At 71.6% G+C, this 20,958-nt stretch carries 22 protein-coding genes and 1 riboswitch; of the genes, 8 read left to right on the forward strand and 14 right to left on the reverse strand.

Annotated features, from left to right (window positions below; translation table 11 throughout):
• Nucleotides 1–140 precede the first annotated feature (140 nt).
• Genes FHX33_RS09070 through metG form a run of 4 tightly spaced genes read right to left on the reverse strand, consistent with a single transcriptional unit; the run spans nucleotide 141 to nucleotide 4,502 of the window.
• Complete coding sequence (locus FHX33_RS09070; protein ID WP_179701711.1) at nucleotides 141–1,085, reverse strand: 4-(cytidine 5'-diphospho)-2-C-methyl-D-erythritol kinase; 945 nt, start codon at nucleotides 1,083–1,085, stop codon at nucleotides 141–143.
• A gap of 56 nt (nucleotides 1,086–1,141) precedes the next feature.
• A complete protein-coding gene (gene rsmA / locus FHX33_RS09075) occupies nucleotides 1,142–1,990 on the reverse strand; it encodes a 16S rRNA (adenine(1518)-N(6)/adenine(1519)-N(6))-dimethyltransferase RsmA (protein WP_021763291.1) in 849 nt (282 codons plus the stop codon).
• Complete coding sequence (locus FHX33_RS09080) at nucleotides 1,987–2,916, reverse strand: TatD family hydrolase (RefSeq protein ID WP_021763292.1); 930 nt, start codon at nucleotides 2,914–2,916, stop codon at nucleotides 1,987–1,989. The genes rsmA and FHX33_RS09080 overlap by 4 nt, the downstream gene beginning before the upstream one ends.
• On the reverse strand, nucleotides 2,913–4,502 hold the full coding sequence (metG, locus tag FHX33_RS09085) for a methionine--tRNA ligase (RefSeq protein ID WP_183428366.1): 1,590 nt from the start codon (nucleotides 4,500–4,502) through the stop codon (nucleotides 2,913–2,915). Before metG ends, FHX33_RS09080 begins: the two co-directional genes overlap by 4 nt.
• Before the next feature lie 126 nt (nucleotides 4,503–4,628).
• On the opposite strand from metG, the gene FHX33_RS09090 reads away from it, so the two are divergent.
• Both FHX33_RS09090 and FHX33_RS09095 read left to right on the forward strand, forming a co-directional pair.
• Entirely contained in the window at nucleotides 4,629–4,922 is a 294-nt protein-coding gene (locus FHX33_RS09090; protein WP_021764260.1) for a hypothetical protein, read from the forward strand.
• The gene (locus FHX33_RS09095; RefSeq protein WP_021764259.1) at nucleotides 4,919–5,326 is read left to right on the forward strand and encodes a type II toxin-antitoxin system VapC family toxin; all 408 of its coding nucleotides are present in this window, start codon (nucleotides 4,919–4,921) and stop codon (nucleotides 5,324–5,326) included. The genes FHX33_RS09090 and FHX33_RS09095 overlap by 4 nt, the downstream gene beginning before the upstream one ends.
• 7 nt (nucleotides 5,327–5,333) lie before the next feature.
• On the opposite strand, the gene FHX33_RS09100 is transcribed toward FHX33_RS09095, so the two are convergent.
• The 7 genes from FHX33_RS09100 to FHX33_RS09130 all read right to left on the reverse strand — a co-directional run bounded on the left by FHX33_RS09100 (nucleotide 5,334) and on the right by FHX33_RS09130 (nucleotide 9,557).
• Complete coding sequence (locus tag FHX33_RS09100; RefSeq protein ID WP_021764258.1) at nucleotides 5,334–5,609, reverse strand: hypothetical protein; 276 nt, start codon at nucleotides 5,607–5,609, stop codon at nucleotides 5,334–5,336.
• Nucleotides 5,609–5,971, reverse strand: coding sequence for a hypothetical protein (locus tag FHX33_RS09105; RefSeq protein WP_021764257.1), 363 nt, complete (start codon nucleotides 5,969–5,971; stop codon nucleotides 5,609–5,611). Before FHX33_RS09105 ends, FHX33_RS09100 begins: the two co-directional genes overlap by 1 nt.
• Before the next feature lie 100 nt (nucleotides 5,972–6,071).
• Entirely contained in the window at nucleotides 6,072–6,869 is a 798-nt protein-coding gene (locus FHX33_RS09110; RefSeq protein ID WP_021764256.1) for an ADP-ribosyltransferase family protein, read from the reverse strand.
• 33 nt (nucleotides 6,870–6,902) lie between these two features.
• A complete protein-coding gene (locus FHX33_RS09115) occupies nucleotides 6,903–7,274 on the reverse strand; it encodes an SseB family protein (protein WP_039923153.1) in 372 nt (123 codons plus the stop codon).
• A gap of 219 nt (nucleotides 7,275–7,493) precedes the next feature.
• Nucleotides 7,494–8,783 (reverse strand): WXG100 family type VII secretion target, encoded by a 1,290-nt coding sequence (locus tag FHX33_RS21570; RefSeq protein WP_021764253.1) that lies wholly within the window; start codon nucleotides 8,781–8,783, stop codon nucleotides 7,494–7,496.
• A 7-nt stretch (nucleotides 8,784–8,790) separates the two neighbouring features.
• Nucleotides 8,791–9,108: a hypothetical protein gene (locus FHX33_RS09125; RefSeq protein WP_021764252.1), complete on the reverse strand. Its 318-nt coding sequence runs from the start codon at nucleotides 9,106–9,108 to the stop codon at nucleotides 8,791–8,793.
• Nucleotides 9,109–9,134: 26 nt separating this feature from the next.
• A complete protein-coding gene (locus FHX33_RS09130; RefSeq protein WP_021764251.1) occupies nucleotides 9,135–9,557 on the reverse strand; it encodes a YbaB/EbfC family nucleoid-associated protein in 423 nt (140 codons plus the stop codon).
• Nucleotides 9,558–9,683: 126 nt separating this feature from the next.
• Here FHX33_RS09130 and FHX33_RS09135 point away from each other — a divergent pair, with 126 nt between their 5' ends.
• Nucleotides 9,684–10,247 (forward strand): dihydrofolate reductase family protein, encoded by a 564-nt coding sequence (locus FHX33_RS09135; RefSeq protein WP_021764250.1) that lies wholly within the window; start codon nucleotides 9,684–9,686, stop codon nucleotides 10,245–10,247.
• 49 nt (nucleotides 10,248–10,296) lie between these two features.
• Here FHX33_RS09135 and rsmI read toward each other — a convergent pair whose 3' ends face one another.
• Nucleotides 10,297–11,118: a 16S rRNA (cytidine(1402)-2'-O)-methyltransferase gene (rsmI, locus tag FHX33_RS09140; RefSeq protein ID WP_021764249.1), complete on the reverse strand. Its 822-nt coding sequence runs from the start codon at nucleotides 11,116–11,118 to the stop codon at nucleotides 10,297–10,299.
• A gap of 63 nt (nucleotides 11,119–11,181) precedes the next feature.
• Between rsmI and FHX33_RS09145 the strand changes: the two genes are divergently transcribed.
• Nucleotides 11,182–12,795, forward strand: coding sequence for a dolichyl-phosphate-mannose--protein mannosyltransferase (locus FHX33_RS09145; RefSeq protein ID WP_039923152.1), 1,614 nt, complete (start codon nucleotides 11,182–11,184; stop codon nucleotides 12,793–12,795).
• 75 nt (nucleotides 12,796–12,870) lie between these two features.
• A complete protein-coding gene (locus FHX33_RS09150; protein ID WP_183428367.1) occupies nucleotides 12,871–14,487 on the forward strand; it encodes a S53 family peptidase in 1,617 nt (538 codons plus the stop codon).
• 15 nt (nucleotides 14,488–14,502) lie between these two features.
• Here FHX33_RS09150 and FHX33_RS09155 read toward each other — a convergent pair whose 3' ends face one another.
• The gene (locus FHX33_RS09155; protein ID WP_021759904.1) at nucleotides 14,503–14,820 is read right to left on the reverse strand and encodes a DMT family transporter; all 318 of its coding nucleotides are present in this window, start codon (nucleotides 14,818–14,820) and stop codon (nucleotides 14,503–14,505) included.
• Nucleotides 14,821–14,832: 12 nt separating this feature from the next.
• Nucleotides 14,833–14,898: riboswitch (guanidine-III (ykkC-III) riboswitch) on the reverse strand.
• A gap of 101 nt (nucleotides 14,899–14,999) precedes the next feature.
• Here FHX33_RS09155 and FHX33_RS09160 point away from each other — a divergent pair.
• Both FHX33_RS09160 and FHX33_RS09165 read left to right on the forward strand, forming a co-directional pair.
• The gene (locus tag FHX33_RS09160; protein WP_021759902.1) at nucleotides 15,000–16,292 is read left to right on the forward strand and encodes an O-acetylhomoserine aminocarboxypropyltransferase/cysteine synthase family protein; all 1,293 of its coding nucleotides are present in this window, start codon (nucleotides 15,000–15,002) and stop codon (nucleotides 16,290–16,292) included.
• A 2-nt stretch (nucleotides 16,293–16,294) separates the two neighbouring features.
• Complete coding sequence (locus FHX33_RS09165; protein ID WP_021759900.1) at nucleotides 16,295–16,867, forward strand: CoA-binding protein; 573 nt, start codon at nucleotides 16,295–16,297, stop codon at nucleotides 16,865–16,867.
• A 77-nt stretch (nucleotides 16,868–16,944) separates the two neighbouring features.
• Here FHX33_RS09165 and FHX33_RS09170 read toward each other — a convergent pair whose 3' ends face one another.
• Complete coding sequence (locus FHX33_RS09170; protein ID WP_021759898.1) at nucleotides 16,945–17,526, reverse strand: methyltransferase domain-containing protein; 582 nt, start codon at nucleotides 17,524–17,526, stop codon at nucleotides 16,945–16,947.
• A 60-nt stretch (nucleotides 17,527–17,586) separates the two neighbouring features.
• Between FHX33_RS09170 and FHX33_RS09175 the strand changes: the two genes are divergently transcribed.
• A complete protein-coding gene (locus FHX33_RS09175) occupies nucleotides 17,587–20,874 on the forward strand; it encodes a BTAD domain-containing putative transcriptional regulator (RefSeq protein WP_183428368.1) in 3,288 nt (1,095 codons plus the stop codon).
• The last annotated feature ends 84 nt before the right edge of the window (nucleotides 20,875–20,958 follow it).

The following is a 20,958-nucleotide window of genomic DNA, read 5'->3' on the forward strand; positions in this document are numbered from 1 at the left end:
CCCCTGGTTCGAGGGTCGTCACGTCGTTAGGTTGAGGGGACCCGGGATGCCCGGCCCCGGGTGCATGGAAACGTTTCCGTCCGACGAATCGTCTCAACCCGACATGCGCCCGTCCGGGCATCCTCGGGCGCTACGGCCCGTCAGTCCCCCATGATGCGCGCGCCGTGGACCGGCCCGGTGGCCCGAACGGCCGTGATCCGGGAGGCGCTCAGCGCGATCTGCAGGTCGAGCGCCGAGTCCAGGTCGGCCGCGAGGAAGGCGACCGTCGGGCCGGAGCCCGACACCATCCCGGCGAGGGCGCCGTTCAGCTCGCCCAGCTCCAGCACGTCGGCGATCGGCGGAGCGAGGTGGATGGCCGGGGCCTGCAGGTCGTTGGCGAGCGCCTCGGCGAGCATGACCGGGTCCCCGGCGCGCAGGGCCTGCAGCACCTGGGCGTCGACGCTCGGGGTGAGCTGGGCGGGCGCGATGTCGCGCGCGTGCCGTTCCCGGTGCCGGTCGAGCTCGCTGTACACCTGCGGCGTGCTCAGCTCGGTCTCGGGTAGCGCGAGCACCCAGTGGAAAGTGCCCGTCGCCAGGGCCGGGCTGAGCCGGTCCCCGCGCCCGGTGCCGATCGCGGTGCCGCCGACGAGCGCGAACGGCACGTCGGCGCCGAGGCGCGCGGCCAGCGCGAGCAGCTCGTCACGGCCGACGTCGGTCCCCCAGAGCGCGTCGCAGGCCACGAGGGTCGCGGCGGCATCGGCGGAACCGCCGCCCATCCCGCCGGCGATCGGGACGCGCTTGTCGATGCGCAGCCGGACGCCGCCGGTGTACCCGGTGCGCTTCGCGAGCAGCTTGGCCGCCTTGATGGCGAGGTTGGAGCCGTCCGTGCGGAGGCCGCTGGTGTCGATCGGTCCGCCGAAGCTGACCGAGAAGTCGTCGGCGGGGTACGCACGGACATCCTCGTACAGCGACACCGCCTGGTAGGCGGTCGCGACGTCGTGGTAGCCGTCGTCCATGACCGCGCCGACCCGCATGAAGACGTTGATCTTGCCGGGTGCCCGCACGTGCACGGCATCCCCGCTCCACCCGCGTTCGCGCTCGACCATGCTTCAAACCTACAGGGGTGCGACGGGGTCTCCGAGCACCGGCCCGGTGGATCCGTTCAGGCGCGCGCGGCGCCCAGGCGGGCGAAGTCGTCGAACGACAGCTGCTCGCCACGGAGCGAGGGGGAGAGCCCGGCGGCCTCCAGCGCGTCGGCCGCCGCGGTCGGGTCGCCGTAGACCCGGGAGAGCGACTGGCGGAGCGTCTTGCGCCGCTGCTGGAACGCCGCGTCGACGAGCTCGAACGTGCGCTTGCGCAGCTCCTCGTCGCCGGGCGGCGTCGCGTGGCGATCGAACGCCACGAGCACCGAGTCGACGTTCGGGATCGGCCAGAAGATCTGCCGGCTGACGTTGCCGGCGGTCCGCCAGACGCCGTACCAGGCGGCCTTCACGCTCGGCGCGCCGTACACCTTCGAACCCGGCTGGGCCGCGATGCGGTGACCGACCTCGGCCTGCACCATGACGACTCCCGAGCGCAGCGACGGGAAGTGCTCCAGCAGGTGCAGCAGCACGGGCACGGAGACGTTGTACGGGAGGTTGGCCACCAGCCGGTCCGGCTGCTCCGGGAGCTCGGTGATCGCCAGCGCGTCACGGTGCACGACGGAGAGGCGCTCGGCGGCGCCGGGCGCCATCTGCGCGACCGTCACGGGGAGCTGAGCGGCCAGCCGGCCGTCGATCTCCACCGCGACCACGCGGGCGCCCGCCTCGAGGAGGCCGAGCGTCAGCGAGCCCAGTCCCGGACCGACCTCGACGACCACATCCCCCGCCTCGACCTCGCCGACGCGCACGATGCGGCGGACGGTGTTGCCGTCGATGACGAAGTTCTGGCCGAGCTTCTTGGTCGGCGTGACGTCCAGCAGCTCGGCCAGATCGCGGATCTCGGCCGGGCCGAGCAGGCGCAGGTCGCTCACGCGATGCGCCCGATCGGCGTCGTCGGCGGGGCCGAGACCGGTTCGCTGTCCCAGCGGCCGTAGACGAGCTCGGTGTTCGAATTGATCTGCGCGGCGAGCGTGGAGGCGTCGGTGTCGATCGTCTCGGCCATCGCGCGCAGCGTGAGCGGGATGAGGTACGGCGCGTTCGGCCGCCCGCGGTAGGGCGACGGCGTGAGGAACGGCGCGTCGGTCTCGACCATGATGAGGTCGCGCGGAGCCGAGCGCAGGGCCCCCCTGAGCGCGGGCGCGTTCTTGAAGGTCACCGTGCCGGCGAACGACATGTACCAGCCGTTCTCGGCGCAGATGCGCGCGAGCTCGACGTCGCCGGAGAAGCAGTGGAAGACGGTGCGCTCGGGGGCGCCGACGCGCTTGAGTGTGGCGACGACCTCGGCGTGGGCGTCGCGGTCGTGGATCTGCAGGGCGATCCCGTGCCGCTTCGCGATCTCGATGTGGGCCTCGAAGGAGCGGAACTGCGCGTCGCGGCGCGGTCCCTCCTCGGTGCGGTAGAAGTCCAGGCCGGTCTCTCCGACGGCGCGCACGCGCGGGCGGCCGGCCAGCTCGTCGATCACCGCGAGGGCGTCGTCCAGCTCGCCGCGCTCGGCGTAGTCCGGGGCATCGTTCGGGTGCAGCGCGACGGCGGCGAGCATCCGCGGCTCGACGGCCGCCATCTCCGCCGACCACCGGGACGTCTCGACGTCGTTGCCGACCTGGACCACGCCGCGCACGCCCACGCTCGACGCGCGGTCGAGCTGCTCGCGGTAGTCCAACGGGTCGTCGCCGTCGGCGATCTCGAGGTGCGTGTGGTTGTCGTAGACGGGGACGACCAGCGCCTCCGGGAGCGGCGGGTAGGCCAGGTCGCGGCCGTCGGTGACGTGCCGCTGCCGGATGAACGCCGGGTCGGTCATGCTCCCGGCACCGCGTCCGCGTCGATCCGGGGGAACAGCGCCTCCAGCCCGTTGACGGTCGTGCCGGGCGGGAGCTGGCCCCAGTCGCCCGCGCGCCGCAGCGGCTGCGCGGTCACCGCTCCGAGCTCGCCCTCGGCGCCGAGCGCCTCCCACAGCTTCGCCGTCGCCTGCGGGACGACCGGCGAGAGCAGCACGGCGAGGGCGCGCAGGCCCTCCGCCGCCGTGTAGAGCACCGTGCCGAGACGCTCGCGCTGCGCGTCGTCCTTGGCGAGGCTCCACGGCTCCTGGAGGGTGATGTAGCCGTTCAGCTCGTCGACGACCGTCCACACCGCGGTGAGGGCGTCGTGGATCGCGAGCCGCTCGATCGCCGCGTCGGCGTTCGCCGTCGCCTCGGCGACCGTGCGCTGCACGCGCAGGTCGGCATCGGAGTACTCGCCGGCGGCCGGCACCACGCCCTCGAAGTAACGGGTGACCATCGCGATCACGCGGGAGGCCAGGTTGCCGAAGCCGTTGGCGAGCTCCGCCTGGTAGCGGGCCGCGAGGTCCTCCCAGCTGAACGAGCCGTCCTGGCCGAAGTTGATCGCGCGCATGAAGTAGTACCGGAACGCGTCCGAGCCGAACGTGTCCGTGATCTGGGTCGGGGCGATGCCGGTGAGCTTCGACTTGGACATCTTCTCGCCGCCGACGAGCAGCCAGCCGTGGCCGTACACGCGGTGCGGGACGTCGACGCCCGCGGCCATCAGCATCGCGGGCCAGATCACCGCGTGGAAGCGCAGGATGTCCTTGCCGACGATGTGGGTGGCCGGCCAGCGCCGGTCGAAGTTCTCCGGGTCCTGGCCGTAGCCGACCGCGGTCGCGTAGTTGAGCAGGGCGTCGAACCACACGTAGACGACGTGCGACTCGTCCCACGGCACCTTGATGCCCCAGTCGAAGCTGGAGCGGGAGATCGAGAGGTCGCTGAGGCCCTGCCGCACGAAGCTGACGACCTCGTTGCGGGCCGACTCCGGCTGAACGAACTCGGGGCGCTCCTCGTAGAGGGCGAGCAGCTTGTCCGCGAACTGGCTCATCCGGAAGAAGTAGTTCTTCTCCTGCAGCAGCTCCAGCGGCTTCGAGTGGATGGCGCAGACCTTCTGGCCCTCGTACTCGCCCGTGCCGTCGACGATCTCGCTCTGCGGCTTGAACTCCTCGCAGCCGACGCAGTACAGCGCCTCGTACTCGCCCGCGTAGATGAAGCCGTCGTCGTACAGCTTCTGCAGGAACTTCTGCACGTTGGCCTCGTGGCGCTCGTCCGTGGTGCGGATGAAGTCGTCGTTGGCGATGTCGATGGTCTTCAGCAGCGGCAGCCACTCGTTGGTCACCAGGCGGTCCGCCCACTCCTTCGGGGTGGTGCCGTTGGCGGTCGCGGTGCGCAGGATCTTCTGGCCGTGCTCGTCCGTCCCGGTCAGCAGCCAGGTGTCGTCGCCGGCCTGGCGGTGCCAGCGCGCGAGCACGTCCGCGGCGACCTCCGTGTAGGCGTGGCCGATGTGCGGGACATCGTTCACGTAGAAGATCGGCGTGGTGATGTAGAACGAAGAGCCGTCGGACATGCTGACCATCCTACGGGCGCGGGAGGGTGTGGCTCGTTGTGTGTCGGCGCCCGGAAAGACGGTCTCCGAACGGATTCGGAGCCGACGACGCTAAAATAGCTCCGAGCAGGACGGAACGGAGCAGAAATGACCCTCACAGCAGCCGATGTGGACGGCCTGCCCCACGTGCCGATCAGCACCTTCAAAGCCAACCCCGCCCACTACCTGGCGACCGGCGCGGCCGTCACGACCCATGGCCGGGTCAGCGCAGCGTTCCTCCCCGTCGTCGACGACTCCGTCCAGGATCCCGATCCTGCTCTCGAGGCGACGAAGGCGCAGCTGCGCCTCCTGGCCCGTCTCGCCGACCGGGAGGCCGTCGAGGAGGAGCGTCGGCGGCTGAGTGCCTCACGCGACGCCGACACCGTTCCCGAGGCACGATGACCGTGCTGGGCATGCTCGATACGAGCGTTCTGATCAGCGGCCTCCCCGACGACGTGGTCGACGATATCGACGCGTACCGCTCGTCGATGATCTGCCGGGGAGAGCTCATCCAGGGTCTGGTCGCCTTCCGGTCCGATCAGCGGCGACAGGCAGCCGCGGGCCAGCGGCGCGAGCTCATCCGGACACTCGACGAACTGCCCGGCTTCTGGCTGCCCTTCGACCGCGCCGCCTCGGACAGCTACGGCGCGCTCACCGTCGAGCCGCGCAGCGCCGGGAGGCTGAAGGACGCGTTGATCGCCGCGCACGCTCACGCCGTCGGTGTTCCGCTGTTGACGGAGGACGAGGGCTTCACGCGCTATCCGGAGGTCGACATCCGGCTGCTCCCCCAGCGGCCCTGGGCCTAGGTCCGGTTCAGCGCCATTCCCAGCTCAGGAGGTCACGCAACGCGCGGACGGCCTCCGGCGCGAGGCCGCCCGACACCGCGGCGACGGCGGCGGCCTGTCCGTCCGCCCAGGTCAGCAGGTCGCGAGCCGTCTCGTCCGGCCGGATCGCGTCGAGCCGGCGGATGACCGCTTCGACCCGGGCGCGCAGATCCGGGTCGGGGACGCGCTCGGGATGGCGGCCCGGGAGGGGCGAGCCCTCGCCCCAGATGTAGGCGACGATCGCCGCGCTCAGCCGCCGATCCATCAGCGGAGATTGAGGAAGCCCCAGCGCCAGCCGAGCGCCTCCACGGCCGTGGGTCCGAGGTACGGGAGGAGGACGCGGAGGCGCTGGTGGAGACGCTCCCGAAGCTCCGTGTCGAAGGGGGCGACCTCGTCGAAGGTGATGGTGTCGGAGACCCGGGCCGCCTCCTCCGCTGCGTTCAGGAGAGCGGTGCCCATGGTGGGGCTCAGGGCGAGGACCGCCTCCTGATCGCTTGTCGGGAACTTCCCCCGCCCGAAGCCGGTGAAGGCGACGACGGCGTCATCGAGGTTCACCTCGAACTCCGCCCACCGTCGGCGGATCTCGTCGCCGGATGCCTTGTCACGGGCCCGCTGCTCCGGGTCCACCGGCGGACGGGGTGCGCGGGCCTCCTGGAGCTTCTCCCCGGCATGGCCGCGACCCTGGCGACGAGTTCTTTGTACTTCACGACCGGGACCCCGTCCCCGCCTACGACCGGGGCTCGGCCCGGAGGACGGTGCCCTGGAGCTCGCCGGGAGCGAGAGAGGTGATCTGCCAGTCGATTCCGCGGCCGAGCAGCAGGACGCCGGCGCCGGATTCGCCCGGTCCGGGCGGCGTGTACAGCGCTGGGGTGCCCTTCGTGACGCGGAGGATCAGCGTGGTGGGGGCGTCGATCCGCGTCTGGCCCGTCAGGAAGGTCGAGGTCAGGAAGGTGGGCTCGTGCACCACCGTCCCGACCGCGGCCCCGGCGGGGAGGCTCGCGGGATCGTAGGCGAGTGCGACGAGGACGTCCTCGGGAGCAGTGCGCACATGGGTGGCCTCATCGAGGGCGGCGATGCGTGCCTGGATCTCGGGAGTGGGGCGGGCCTGGCCGCGCAGGACGGCGTCGATCTCATCGCGTGTGGGTCCCGCGCCCGGGTCGAGACGTTCGACGACGGCATCCGTGTTCTCGAACCGCTCGGTCTGGGCCGACACGCGACCTGCCCCGTCCGGGCCCTCCATCCCGAGGAGCGCACGGAAGGCTTCGTGAGCCGGAACCCGTTGCGCGCCCGCGCGGGCGATCCGGTCGCGCCAGAAGCGCGAACCGTTGTTGAAGTAGTCGGAGTGAGACGCGGAGGTGAAGAGCTTGAGCACGTTCTCGGAGGCGTCGACCGAGGTCGCGAGGTAGCCAACCAGATCGGCACCGACATGAACGGGGGCCGCGTCGACCGGATTGTCGCTCCGCCAGCCGTACTCGGGGTCGCCCGACACCACCCTCGGCGCGAGGTCGAAATCTTTCCAGCTCACGGGGTCACCTCTCCGCGGACATGGCCGACGCCGTCAGCCGGCGAGCCGGGCTCGCAAGCGCGCGACAGCGTCGGCGGGAAGCTCGAACCCCGCTGCCGACCCGGGATTGACGAGGAGGCCGACACCGTCGGCCAAGGTCGAGATCATCCCTCGCGTGGGAACCGAAGCAGCCGTGGCAACACCCGCGGCGGGCGGGAACTGCGCCATCCGTTCGACACTGCTGAACACAGGGACGAACGAACCGCGTGGACCGGTGAGGCTGAGGGGGTACGCCTCGGCCCCTTTGCCCAGCATCGGCACAGCGACAACCGAGTTCTCGTCGATCAGGATGTCGATGATCTCGCTTGGACGGGCCTCACCCGCGTCCGCGCGCACCATCGCACGCTCCAGTGTCGATTCAGTCATCGTTCCTCCTCGATGAGACGACCCGCGCGCTCATCATCGATCTGTTCCGGAAAGCTGAAGACGTTCTCGAGCCAGTAGCTCCCGCAGTGCCGGCAGCGCCGAAGAGTCAGCACGCCATCCTCGAATTCAGCAACAACGTCGGGCGCGTCGTTCGACCAAGCGTAGTAAAACCCACGGCACCAGCCGCACCCCTTTTCAGCAGGGGACGGCGCGAATGCGTCATCCGAAGAGCGCGATGACATCCCGCACACCTCCGTCCAGAAGCCGGAACACCATCGTCCCCGGCGGCATCGCCTTGCCTCCGTCTACGACGAATTCGCGAGTCGAGTTGACGATCCATTCGTCACCCACCCTCACCGCAGTGTGGCCTCCCGGCAAGAAGTGCGGCCAATCCTTGGCATCTGCGGCCGTCGGCAGCCGCAAGTCAGGGAACGCTCCGCGTGGCACAGTGACTCCGAATATGTCCTCGCCGTTTTCCCACGCCCGGAGAGCCGATGGCGCCATACCACTGTGGATCGCCGCATCCAGGGCGTCCTTGATCACGCGGGAGTCGCTGTCGGGCATGACGAACATCGCGTCGCCCGGGCGCCCGAAGGTCGCATCCTCCCCCATGTAGTACTTCAACTGGTCCGGGCCGAAGAAGCGAGTGAGTTCGGTGATGCCGTCATCATCACCGTCTGCGAGACCGTGAAGCGGAGGAACGCCGTCCGCATCCCCCTCACGCCCCAGCCCACGACCGGCTCCACCCTTCCCACCCTTCAGCACCGACGCGAACAGGTCGTCGGCCTGCCGCAGGAGGCCGCGCAGCTCGTCGAGGAGCTTCGAGAGCGCCTTCACCGAGCGCACGAGGGCGGTCATCTTGGAGCCGATCTTCGCGACCCAGGAGGCGACGCGGGTCGAGACCTGCTCGACGATCCACGGTGTCGCGAGTCCCAGCGTGAGCACGGCCTCCGACGCCCACGAGATCGCCGACCCGACGAGCTGCGAGAGCACGTCGCGCACGATGTCGTGCACCACCTGCACGATCGTGGACGCGACGCTGAGCCCGGTCGCCATCGCGCCGGCCCAGGTCGCCGCACCGTGCAGGTGCTGCGCGGAATCCTGCTGGAACCGCCGGTAGGCGTCCATCGCCTCGCCGGTCAGCTCGTCGACGTCGCCGAGGATGCGCGTGAGCTCGTCGCCCGACTGCTGCAGCTGCGTCTGGATGTTGGTCCAAGTCTGAGCGAAGGCCTGCACCTCGCCCGCGTCGCCGGTGAGGTCGTTGAACCATCCCTTGAGCGGCTCGAAGTGGTCGATCAACCAGCCCAGGCCGGCCGCGATGAGCGAGCCGAGAGGGTCCGAGACGGTCGCGATCGTGTCGGCGGCGGCCGAGAACGCGGCCATGCCGCCCTCGACCCAGTCACCGGACTCGATGGCCGAGACGAGCTGCGAGCCGGAGTCGAGCAGACCCGCGCCGCTGAACGGCGTCGCGGTGTCGACCGGGGCGGCGACGAGGGCATTCGTGGTCACCGGCGCGTCACCCCAGACCCTTCTCGAGCGCGCGCACCGCCTGGACGATGTCGTCCTCGACGGCGGCCATGTCCGTGGCGACCCCGCGGACCTCCCGCGCGCTGCGCGTCAGCATGCCTTCCGCAGCGCCGATCGCCGAGGCCGCCATCGACGCCGCGAGGGTCGCCGGCGGCACGAGGAAGGCGCAGATCACGCCGAAGGCGCCGCCGCCCATGTTCGTGGCGGCCGCCGCCTGCCTGGCCACCCCGACATCGGCCGCGACCCGCTCGACGCGTGCAGCGTGCGCGTGGATGAGCTCGGCATCCACGGCGATCTTCTTCGCCATCGCTACTCCCCCTTCAGCGCCGGATCTCAGTACTGGATCCGCGTCCCGTCGCCCGTTCCCCCGGCGGCTGGACGCGTCGACCGCTCGACCTCGTCGCGCAGGTGCGCCACGATACCGGACTCCTCGCCGAACGCCTCGCTCGCGAGTTCGACGGCCTTGGCTCCCGCCTGGCGCTGCGCGGCGTTCGCGGTCTCGACGATGAGCCGGCCGAGATCGCGGGGAGACAGCCGGTAGGCGGCATCGTTCACGTCGACGGAGACGAGCCGGCCGCTCGCATCCACGGTCACGGTGAGCTCCCGGCGGGGCGACGTCGCCGAACCGCGGAGCGCATCGATCTCCTGCCGGACCTCGCCGGCACGACGGGCACGTTCCTGCGCCTCGGCGATCTGCTCCTCGATCCGCGCAACGGCGAGATCGGCATCCGCATCGGCTGAGAAGAAGTCGGTCACCGGGTCAGCATAACCGCCAGGGCGGACCTCCTGTCCAGGAGCACCGCACGCACCTACAGTGGTGGCGAGACGCGATCACCGTGTTGCCCGCACGATGCTGGATCGACATCAGAGGAAGGCGCCGGGATGAGGCCGCTGAGATACTCCATCAATGTCACGCTGGACGGCTCCGCGTCCCACGAGGTCGGATTGCCGCCCGACGCCGAGTCGATGGCGTACTGGGCCGGGCAAATGGAGCAGGCCGACGCGCTGCTGTTCGGCCGCGTCACCTACGAGATGATGCAGTCGGCGTGGCGGAGGCCCGCGTCAGGCGCATGGCCCGACGGGATGCCGGACTGGCAGCTCTCCTTCGCCGAGGCGATCGACGCGGCGAAGAAGTACGTCGTGTCCAGTACCTTGAGCGAGGTCGACTGGAATGCCGAGCTGCTGGGCCCCGACGTCGCCGAGGCCGTTCGCAGGCTCAAGGAGGAACCCGGCGAGGGGCTGTGGGTGGGTGGTGTGACCCTCCCGACCGCCCTGGCCGGGCTCGGGCTGATCGACGAGTACGAGTTCGTCGTGCAGCCGGTGCTCGCCGGTCGCGGACCGACCCTGCTCGCGGGCCTGCCCGACAGCATCCAGCTCGACGCCGTGCATCGGCAGGAGTTCCGCTCGGGCGCGGTGGCCGTGCGGTACCGGCCGACTCCGACCTGACCCAGCCGGGCGCGGGCGGCCCGGCGGACGGTCGCGGCAGACGATCCGGTCAGCGGCCCTTGCGCTCCAGCGCGGCCTGGTACAGATCCCGTCGGCCGAGACCGGTGGCCTCGGAGACCTCGGCGGCGGCGTCCTTGAGCCGCGTCCCGGCGGCGACGAGCGCGAGCACCTGCTCGAGGGCGGAGTCCGGGTCGACGGAGCGAGCCGGGGCCCCGGCGACGACGACAGCGATCTCACCGCGCACGCCCTCGGCCGCCCAGGCGGCGAGCTCGGCGGCGGTGCCCCGGCGCACCTCCTCGAAGAGCTTGGTGAGCTCGCGGCAGACGACGACGCGACGGTCGGCGCCGAGCTCCTCCGCCATCGCCGTGAGGGAGGCGGCGATGCGGTTGGGCGACTCGAAGAACACCATCGTGCGCGGCTCCGCGGCGAGCGCGCGCAGCGCCGAGGACCGCTCCCCCGGCTTGCGCGGGAGGAAGCCCTCGAAGGTGAAGCGGTCCGTCGGCAGCCCGGACACGGCGAGCGCCGTCAGCACCGCCGAGGGGCCGGGGAGCGCGGTCACGCCGACACCCGCCGCCGCGGCCGCCTCCACGAGGTGGAAGCCGGGGTCGGAGACGGTGGGCATCCCGGCGTCGGAGAGCACGACGACATCCTGTTCGCGGGCAAGCTCCACGAGCTCGCCGGCGCGGTCGCGCTCGTTGTGGTCGTGCAGGGCGATGAGCCGCGGACGGTTCTCGACACCGAGACCGGCCAGGAGCCGCTGCGCGACCCGGGTGTCCTCGGCGGCGACGATCGGCGCCGCCGACAGCACCTCGACCAGGCGGGCGGAGGCGTCGCCGAGGTTGCCGATGGGAGTCGCGGCCAGGATGATCATGTCCTCAGTCTGACAGGCGGCGCGGTCGGCGCCCTGCGAGTCCCGTCCCCGTACGATTGCCTGGTGAGCTCGCTTCCCGTGACCGATCCCGTCCCCGCGCACGTCGCGCCCGGGCCGATCGGCAGCCGCATCGACGACTGGTGGGCGCGCGTGCTGCGCACTCCGACGCGGCTGCGCATCTGGTACTGGGGGGCGCCGATCGGCGTCACCCTGCTCGCGGCGGTGCTCCGGCTCTGGGACCTCGGGTCCCCGCACTCCCTCGTCTTCGACGAGACGTTCTACGTGAAGGACTCCTGGTCGCTGCTCCACCTCGGGTACGAAGGCAGCTGGCCCGACAAGGCCGACCAGCAGTTCAATGCGGGCAACACGGACATCTTCACGTCGTCGCCGTCGTTCGTCGCGCATCCCCCCCTCGGCAAGTGGCTCATCGCGCTCGGGATGGCGACGACGGGCGCGGGCAACTCGTTCGGCTGGCGCGTGTCGACCGCGGTGGTCGGCATCCTCGCGGTGCTGGTGGTCTTCCTGATCGCCCGGGCCCTGTTCTCCTCGACCGTCATCGCAGCGATCGCGGGATTCCTGATGGCGATCGACGGCCACGCGATCGTGATGAGCCGGGTGGCGCTGCTCGACAACTCGGTGATGTTCTTCGGCCTCCTGGCCTTCGGCTGCATCCTCCTGGACCGGCGATGGCATGCGACCCGGCTGGCGGCCGCCGTCTCAGCGGCGCGCTCGGCCGGCCGCGATCCGGCCTGGGGCCCGGTGCTCTGGTGGCGACCCTGGCTGATCGCCGCGGGCATCCTGTGCGGCCTGTGCGCGGGGGTCAAATGGAGCGGCTTCTACTTCCTCGCGTTCTTCGCCGTCTACACCGTGGTGGTGGATGCGGTGGCGCGCCGGCGAGCCGGCCTCGCCTTCTACCTGAGCGGCGCGGCCCTCAAGCAGGGCCCGGCGACGTTCGTGCTCATGGTCCCGATCGCGCTCGTCGTCTACATCTCGACGTGGACCGGCTGGATCGTCACGGACGGAGGCTATTACCGGCACTGGGCGGAGGCGACACACCTCCAGTGGGGCGGCGCGCTGAGCTGGGTGCCGCTGTGGCTGCAGAACCTCTGGCACTACCAGACCGAGATGTACAACTACAGCATCAACCTGCACGTGCCGCACCCCTACCAGTCCAATCCGCTCACCTGGCTGTTCATGATCCGCCCGACGAGCATGTACTACGTCGGCACGACGCAGGGACAGGGCGGCTGCGACGTCTCGAGCTGCTCGGCGGCGATCACCTCCCTCGGCAATCCGCTCATCTGGTGGGCGGGCGCGGCCGCGGTGTTCTACCTGATCTACCGGCTGGCCCGGTACCGAGAATGGCAGATCGGCCTCATCCTGACCGGGCTCGCCGCCGGCTACCTGCCGTGGCTGCTCTACATCAACCGCACGATCTTCCAGTTCTACTCGATCGCGTTCGAGCCGTACCTCATCCTGGGCCTCGCGGCCGCGATCGCGGTGGTGCTCGGCAGACGCACGGATCCCACGCCACGACGGCGGCGCGGGATCGCCTGGGTCGCCGTCTTCCTCGGAGTGTCCGCCCTCCTGACCGCCTACTTCTGGCCGATCTGGACGGGCGAGCAGATCCCGTTCTGGTTCTGGCAGATGCACATGTGGTTGCCCAGCTGGGTATAGTGCAGGGCCTCGGGATGCGTCCCCGCCGACCGCTCACCCGTGGGCGCTGTCGGCAGGCGGGTGTAGACCGTGGGTATGACCGACGCGGAGCTGCCCGGCGATGACCGGCTCGACCATCTCGACCTCGTCTCCCTGCCCGGGAGCGAGCGACCGGAGCGCCCGGGCTTCCGAGCCCATGGCGCCCTGGACCCGGACGCGGTGGTGTCCGCGACCCTGGTGCTGCGCCGCCGGGCCGAACTCCCGGAGAGCGCGTTCACCGCGCGGCTGAGCCGGGACGAGCTCGCGGAGCAGTACGGCGCCGACCCGGCCGATGTGGAGCTCGTCAGCACGACGCTGAGCGCGCTCGGCCTCTCGGTCGACGAGGCGGATGCCGCACGGCGAACCGTGCGGGTGAGCGGTCCGGCCCGGATCGTCGCGCGGGTGTTCGGGACGGACCTGGCACGCTCGGCGCGCGCCGACTCCGACGATGAGGCGGGGGCTCCGTATCGGCAGCGTTCCGGCGGCCTCAGCATCCCGCGCGCGCTCGGCGGCGTGGTGACCGCCGTCCTCGGCCTCGACGACCGCCCCCAGGCGCGGGCACAGTTCCGCATCGCCCGACCGGCCGCGGTGTCGGTCAGCTACACGCCTCCCGAGCTCGGCGCCGTCTACGACTTCCCCGAGGGGACCGACGGCAGCGGGCAGACGATCGCGATCATCGAACTCGGTGGCGGCTACGAGCAGGCCGACCTCGACACGTACTTCGCGGGCCTCGGCCTCCCGACACCGTCGGTGACGGCCGTCGGCGTGGACGGCGGCGCCAACCAGCCCGGAGCGGACCCGAACGGCGCCGACGGCGAGGTGATGCTCGACATCGAGGTCGCGGGTGCGCTCGCGCCCGGCGCCTCCCTCGTCGTGTACTTCGCCCCCAACACCGACGCCGGTTTCCTCGACGCGGTGACGACGGCGGCGCACGCCTCCCCCACTCCCGCCGCCATCAGCATCAGCTGGGGACAGGCCGAGGACCAGTGGACGGCGCAGGCCCGCACCGCGTTCGACGAGGCCCTGCAGGATGCCGCGGCGCTCGGCGCGACGACCACCGTCGCGGCCGGCGACGACGGCAGCAGCGACCGGGTGGGCGACGGCGCGGCGCACGTCGACTTCCCCGCCTCCTCCCCGCACGCCCTGGCCTGCGGGGGCACCCGGCTGGAGGCGAACGGCTCCACCGGCGCAGTCAGCAGCGAGACGGTGTGGAACAACGGCACGGGAGGCGGCGCGACCGGCGGCGGAGTGAGCGCGGTCTTCCCCCTCCCGTCCTGGCAGGGCGGTGTCGGAGTGCCCTCGGGTGCGGGCGGCGCCGACGCCGGCGGCAGCGCGAACGGACCGGGTGGACGCGGCGTGCCCGATGTCTCCGCGGTCGCGGATCCGCAGACCGGCTACCGCGTGCGCGTGGACGGCAAGGACACCGTCATCGGCGGGACCAGCGCGGTCGCACCGCTCTGGGCCGCCCTCGTCGCCCGGATCGTGCAGAAGACGGGACGCCCGCTCGGACTGGCGCAGCCGGCGCTGTACGACTCGGTGCGAGCCGGCCAGGTGGCCGCGGGCTTCCGCGACATCACCCAGGGTGACAACGGCGCGTACACCGCGACGACAGGCTGGGACGCCTGCACCGGGCTGGGCGTTCCCGACGGCGCGCGGCTGCTTGGCGCCCTGTGAGGGGCGCGACCGGGCTCAGTGGTCGACGAGCTTGAGGCCGACCACGCAGCCGACGAGGCCCAGGATGAGCAGCACCTTCACGAGCGAGAAGCCCTCGCCGCCGAAGATCGAGGCGTAGAGCACGGTCAGTGCGGCGCCGATCCCGACCCAGACGGCGTAGGCGGTGCCCGTCGAGATCTCGCGCATGGCGAAGGCGAGCCCGCCCATCGAGGCGACGAGACCGACACCGAAGATCACGGTCGGCCAGAGGCGGGTGAACCCCTCGGTCTTGCCGAGAGCGGTGGCCCAGACGGCCTCGAGCACACCGGAGAGGATGAGGACGATCCACGACATGACGACGGTCTCCCTGGCCAGTCTTGTCGCGCACCGGGTACTGAACCGTCGTCCGGGATCGCTCCCACGGCGATCTAGTACGAGTGTACCACAACGGGTCGGCAAGCCTCCGTGTCACTCTGTTACGTCTGTTACGCACGGCCTCCGGCCGCACCGGAGCGGTCCGGTAGCGTGAGCGCATGGCAGATCGCGAATACGGTTTCCGCACGCGTGCGATCCACGCGGGCAACATCCCCGACCCCGTGACGGGAGCCCGCGCGCTGCCGATCTACCAGACCAGCGCCTTCGTCTTCGACGACACCGCCGACGCCGCGGCGCGCTTCGCGCTCCAGAAGTACGGGAACATCTACTCCCGCCTGGCGAACCCGACCGTCGCGTCGTTCGAGGAGCGCATCGCGAGCCTGGAGGGCGGCCTCGGCGCCGTCGCCACCGCCTCGGGACTGAGCGCCCAGTACATCACCTTCGCCTCGCTCGCCGGCGCGGGCGACCACATCGTCGCGTCCGCCAACCTCTACGGCGGTTCGATCACCCAGCTCGACGTCACGCTGCGCCGGTTCGGGGTCGAGACGACGTTCATCCAGAGCTCCGACCCGTCCGACTACGCGGCCGCGATCACCGACAAGACGAAGGTCGTCTTCGCCGAGACCGTCGCGAACCCCTCCGGCGAGATCGCCGACATCGAGGGCCTCGCGGACGTCGCGCACGCCGCCGGCGTCCCGCTCGCCATCGACTCCACCATCGCCACCCCGTACCTCAACCGGCCGATCGAGTGGGGCGCCGACATCGTCATCCACTCGGCCACCAAGTTCCTCGGCGGCCACGGCACCACCCTCGGCGGCGTCGTGGTCGAGAGCGGCCGGTTCGACTGGCACTCTAAGCGCTTCCCCCTGTTCGCCGAGCCGGTGCCGTCCTACGGCGGGCTGCAGTGGTCGGGCAACTTCGGCGAGTACGCGTTCCTGACCCGGCTCCGCGCCGAGCAGCTGCGCGACATCGGCCCGTCGCTCGCCCCGCACTCCGCCTTCCTGCTCGCGCAGGGCGTCGAGACCCTGCCGTACCGCGTCCAGGCGCACGTCGACAACGCGCGCAAGGTGGCGGAATGGCTGGAGGCCGACCCGCGCGTCGAGCACGTCTACTGGGCGGGGCTGCCGAACCACCCGCACCACGACCGCGCTCGCAAGTACCTCCCCGCCGGCGCGGGAAGCGTGTTCAGCTTCGTCGTGAAGGGCGGCCGCGCGGTCGGCCAGAAGCTCATCGAGTCGGTGAACCTGGCCAGCCACCTCGCCAACATCGGCGACGCCAAGACGCTGGTCATCCATCCCGCCTCCACGACCCACGCGCAGCTCACGGAGCAGCAGCTGCTCGACGCGGGCGTGCTGCCCGGCGTGGTGCGCATCAGCGTCGGCATCGAAGACGCCGACGACATCATCTACGATCTCGACCAGGCCCTCTCCGAGGCCGTCAAGGAGGCGTGAGCATGAGCGCGACCGACACCACCGAGGTCCAGCTCGTCAACGGACTGAGCTGCTCCCTCCCCGCCGACTCCCCGCTGGCGAAGCTGCTGAAGTCGCAGCGCACCTGGATCGGCCCGGACGCCAAGGAGCGCCTGAAGATCCTGCGCGGCGCGAAGTCCGTCGCCATCGTCGGCGCCTCGCCCAACCCGGCGCGCTCCAGCTACTTCGTCGGAACCTACCTACAGCAGTCGAGCGACTTCCGCGTGTACTTCGTGAACCCCAACGCCGACACCATCCTCGGCCAGCCCGCCTATCCCGACCTCGCGTCACTGCCCGAGGTGCCGGACATCGTGGACGTGTTCCGCAAGCCGAGCGACATCCCCGCCGTCATCGACGAGGCCATCGCGGTCGGCGCGCCGACGGTGTGGGTGCAGCTGGGCATCTGGAACCAGGAGGCCGCCGAGTACGGCGAGTCGAAGGGCCTCACGGTGGTCATGGACCGCTGCATCAAGATCGAGCACGCGCGCTTCCACGGCGGGCTGCACCTGCTCGGCTTCGACACCGGCCAGATCACGGCGCGCAAGACCCTGCGCTGACGCGCGCCGCGTGCCCACATTCGTGCCGAATGTCGGGTATCGGCGGCGCTTTCGCGACATTCGGCACGAGTGTCGCGTCAGGCGCGGGCGATGACGTGGAAGACATGCCAGTGCTTGGGGCCCTCGAACGACATCCCGCGACGGTCGTCCTCGACGAGCTGGAGGACCTCCATGCCCGCGAGCATACCGGTCACCCCGGCGCGATCGTGGAAGTTCATCCCGGGCCGGCCGAACCAGTCATCGTGCGGGCCGAAGAACTCGCCCGCGAACAGGGCGCCGGGCCGCAGGGCGTCGCGGATGTCGGCCCAGACGTACGGGAACCGATCCGCGTCGCAGAACGGCAGTGCGAAGCCGGCGTAGACGAAGTCGGCGGGCGGGAGGTCGCCGAGCGACTCGAACGGGGCCGAGCGCACGTCGAGCAGGGACGCCTGCTCGGGGCTGAGGCCGACGACCACCCGCTCCTCCACCCCGGGGTCGGAGTCGATGGCCAGCACGCGCCAGCCGCGGCTCGCGAGATGCCGCGCCTCCACGCCGTCGCCGCACCCGAGATCGATCGCGTCACCGGGCTCCCCCGCCCACGCGCCGAGTGCACTCGCGAACGTCGGGCGCACACTGCGGCCGCCCTGCTGCTCGTAGAACTGCGACCAGTCGAACGCCATGAGGCCGAGCCTACGCGCGTGCGCACCCGTCGCGCCCCCTCGGCTGGCTAAACTCGGCGAGTGGAGTCCGCGCCTTCGTCCCCCCGCGTCGCCGTCCTCGGCCCCGTGCGGGTGGAGGATCGCACCGGCACGCTGACCGAGCCCGCCGGAGCGCGCTCGAAGCGGCTCCTGGTCGCGCTGACGCTCGCGCACGGCCCGGTGTCGGTGTCGTCGCTCGTGGCGGACCTCTGGGACGACGCTCCGCCCCGGCAGGAGCGCGCCGCCCTCCAGACCCTCGTGTCGCGCCTCCGCACCTCCAGCGCCGACGGGCTGGTGGAGTCGACCGCCGGCGGCTACGCGCTGGCGATCCCCGCCGAGCAGACCGACCTCGGGCTCGCCCGCAGCCGCGCGGCATCGGCCCGCGACCTCCTCGCCGCCGGCGACGCGCGAGCGGCCGCGCGGGAAGCGACCGTCGCCCTCGACCTGTGGCGCGGCGACCCGGGGGCCGAGCTGGGCGACGTCCCGCTCGCCGACGACCTGGCCCGCACCGCCGCGGCGCTCCGCGACGAGCTGCTGCTGGTCCGGTCGCGTGCGCGACGGGCGGCCGCCGACCACGACGCCGCCCTCGACGATCTCGCCGCTCTGCTGCAGGCGCATCCGCTCGACGAGTCCCTGCAGCTCGAGCGGATGGCCACGCTCGCCGAGGCCGGGCGGCGCAGCGAGGCCCTCCTCGCGTTCGCCGAACTCAAGGAGGCGCTGCTCGACCGCCTCGGCACGCGCCCCGGTCCCGAGCTGGTCGCGTTCAACGCCCGCCTGCTCGCGGAGGAGGACCAGCCCGAGCCGAGCACCGCCAAGCAGGTCCGCATCGGTCTGCGGAGCGCTCCGAACGCGCTCCTCGGCCGCGAGTACGACCTGCAGGCGCTCGAGGACGTGATCGCCACCTCCCGCCTGACGACGATCCTCGGCGCGGGCGGCCTGGGCAAGACCCGGCTGGCACAGGAGATCGGCCGCCGCGCGATCCACACACCGTCCGTCGTCTTCGTGGAGCTGGCGAGCGTGCGCAGCGCGGAGGACATCGAGCTCGCGTTCGCCTCCACCCTCGGCATCCGGGAGGCGCGCAGCACCCGCTCCGGCGACCCGGGAGCGCTCGTCGACATCCACTCCCGCATCCTCGGACTGCTCGCCGAGCGCGAGACGCTGCTCATCGTCGACAACTGCGAGCACATCGTCGACGCGGCGGCGACCTACATCGCCGACATCCTCGACGCGACGACGACCGTCCGGGTGCTGGCCACCAGCCGCGCCCCGCTGGCGATCGGCGCGGAGCGCGTGTACCCCCTCGATTCGCTGCCGAGCGCGGGAGGCGGTCCGGCCGTCGAGCTCTTCGTGGAGCGCGCGCGGGCGGCGCGGCCCGGCGTCGTGCTTCCGCTCGACACAGTTGCCCGCCTCTGCGACCGGCTCGACGGCCTCCCGCTGGCCATCGAGCTCGCCGCCGCGCGCACCCGGTCGCTCTCGGTCGAGGAGATCGAGCGCCGACTCGGCAACCGCTTCGCCCTCCTGACCGGCGGCGAGCGCACGGCCCCCGAGCGGCACCGCACCCTCTTCGCCGTCATCGATTGGAGCTGGAATCTGCTCGCAGGCTCCGAGCAGGCGCTCCTGCGGCGACTCTCCGCGTTCCCCGACGGGTTCAGCGCCGAGGCGGCCGAATCCGTCGCCGGTCCGGGCGCGAGCTCGGTGCTCGACGACCTCGACGCCCTGGTCGCCCAGTCCCTCGTGACGGTGACGGAGGACGCGACGACCGGCCTCCTGCGCTACCGCATGCTCGAGACGGTCCGCGAGTTCGGCGACCGCGAGCTGGCCGAGGCCGGCGAAGGCGACGAGGTGCGGGACGGGATGGACGCGTGGGCGGTGGCCTTCGCCCACCGCGCGATGGAGCACATGCACGGCCCGGAGCTGGTGCAGACGTTCGGTCGCGTGACCGCCGAGCAGGACAACCTGGTGGGCGTGCTGCGCTCCGCCATCGACGGCGGGCGCCCGGCCACCGTCGCCGCGGTGTTCGGTCTGCTCTCCTACTACTGGTCGCTCCGCAGCGCGCACTCCGAGGTGCTCGGCTTCGGTCCGACGGTGCTGGCCGCGCTGGCGGGGTGGGAGCCGGTCGACGGCGAGCGCGAGGACGCCGCCGTCTGCTTCACCATCATCGGCGGGACCTTCCTGTACGTCGATCTGCGCACGTCGGTCCGCGCGATCTCCCGCCTCAAGCGCCTCCGCCGGGAGCGGGACTTCGCCGATCCGCGCCTGAACGCCATGTCGAGCCTCATCACCGTCGCGGGCAAGGTCGAGCCCGGGATGCGGATGCTGGCCGAGTACGCCGCGTCGAGCGATCCCGAGGTCGCCGTGATGGGCAACCTGCTGCTGGCCCAGCTGCACGAGAACGCCGGCGAGCTGCGGCAGGGTCTCGTCGAGGCGCACCGGTCGTACACGCAGGGCCTGGAGGTCGACGATGCGTGGTCGACAGCGTCGGCGGCACAGGCCCTCGCGCAGCTCCACAGCCAGCTGGCGCACCCGGAGGAAGCGCTCCGCTGGGCCCAGCGCGCCCACGACGGGCTGGCGCCGCTGCAGGCGGCGGGCGACCTGCGGCAGCTCGACTGGCTGATCGCGATCAACTCCATCACCGTGGGCGACACCGTCCGCGGCCGCGAGCTGCTCGACACCTATCTGAGCGTGGAGGTCGACCGGACGGGCTTCGACTACGTCGACTACTACGGCATCGGCTACGGCGGCATGGCGGAGATCGCACTCGCCGAGGGCGATCTGGCCGAGGGACTTCGCCGCTATGCGGAGGCCGTCGGCGTCTTCGTCGACGACGGCGCCGCCCAGCGCGAGACCCTCACGAACCCGTGGATGACGATGCTGGGGGCGGCCGAGCTGGTCGTGCACGTGCGCGCGCACGCCGCCGGACCCGACGAGATCGAGCCGGGGACGGTGACGTGGGAGGCCACCGACGAACTCGCCCGGCGGCTGCGGGTGCGGGTGCTCGTCTACACCCGGCTGAGCACGTGGTACGTCGACAAGCCCGTGCTGGGCAGCGGCCTCCTGGGCTACGCCGTCTGGATGCTGGATCCGCACACCGCCGCCGCGCACGACGAGCAGTGGGTGGCGGCCGGGCACGAGCTGGTCGGGCTGGCCACGCGACTGAACTCCCGCCAGGACCTGGCGAGCATGCAGCGCGAGCGCCTCTCCGCTCCGATCGCGGCGGCCTGGGGTGCGGAGCGCCTCGCGGCCGCCGTGGACGCGGCGTCCGGCCTCTCGCTCGACGAGGCCTCCGCCCGTGGCCTCGAGCTGCTGCGCTGGGCGAAGCCGGCCCGCTGAACCGGGCGCGGCGCCGAGCGCCCGCATCCACATCCACATCCGCATCCGTGGAACGCGGAGCGGCCGCCGCACCCCTCCGCAGGG

This window comes from Leifsonia aquatica (genome assembly GCF_014190775.1).
GTDB classification, from domain to species: domain Bacteria; phylum Actinomycetota; class Actinomycetes; order Actinomycetales; family Microbacteriaceae; genus Leifsonia; species Leifsonia aquatica.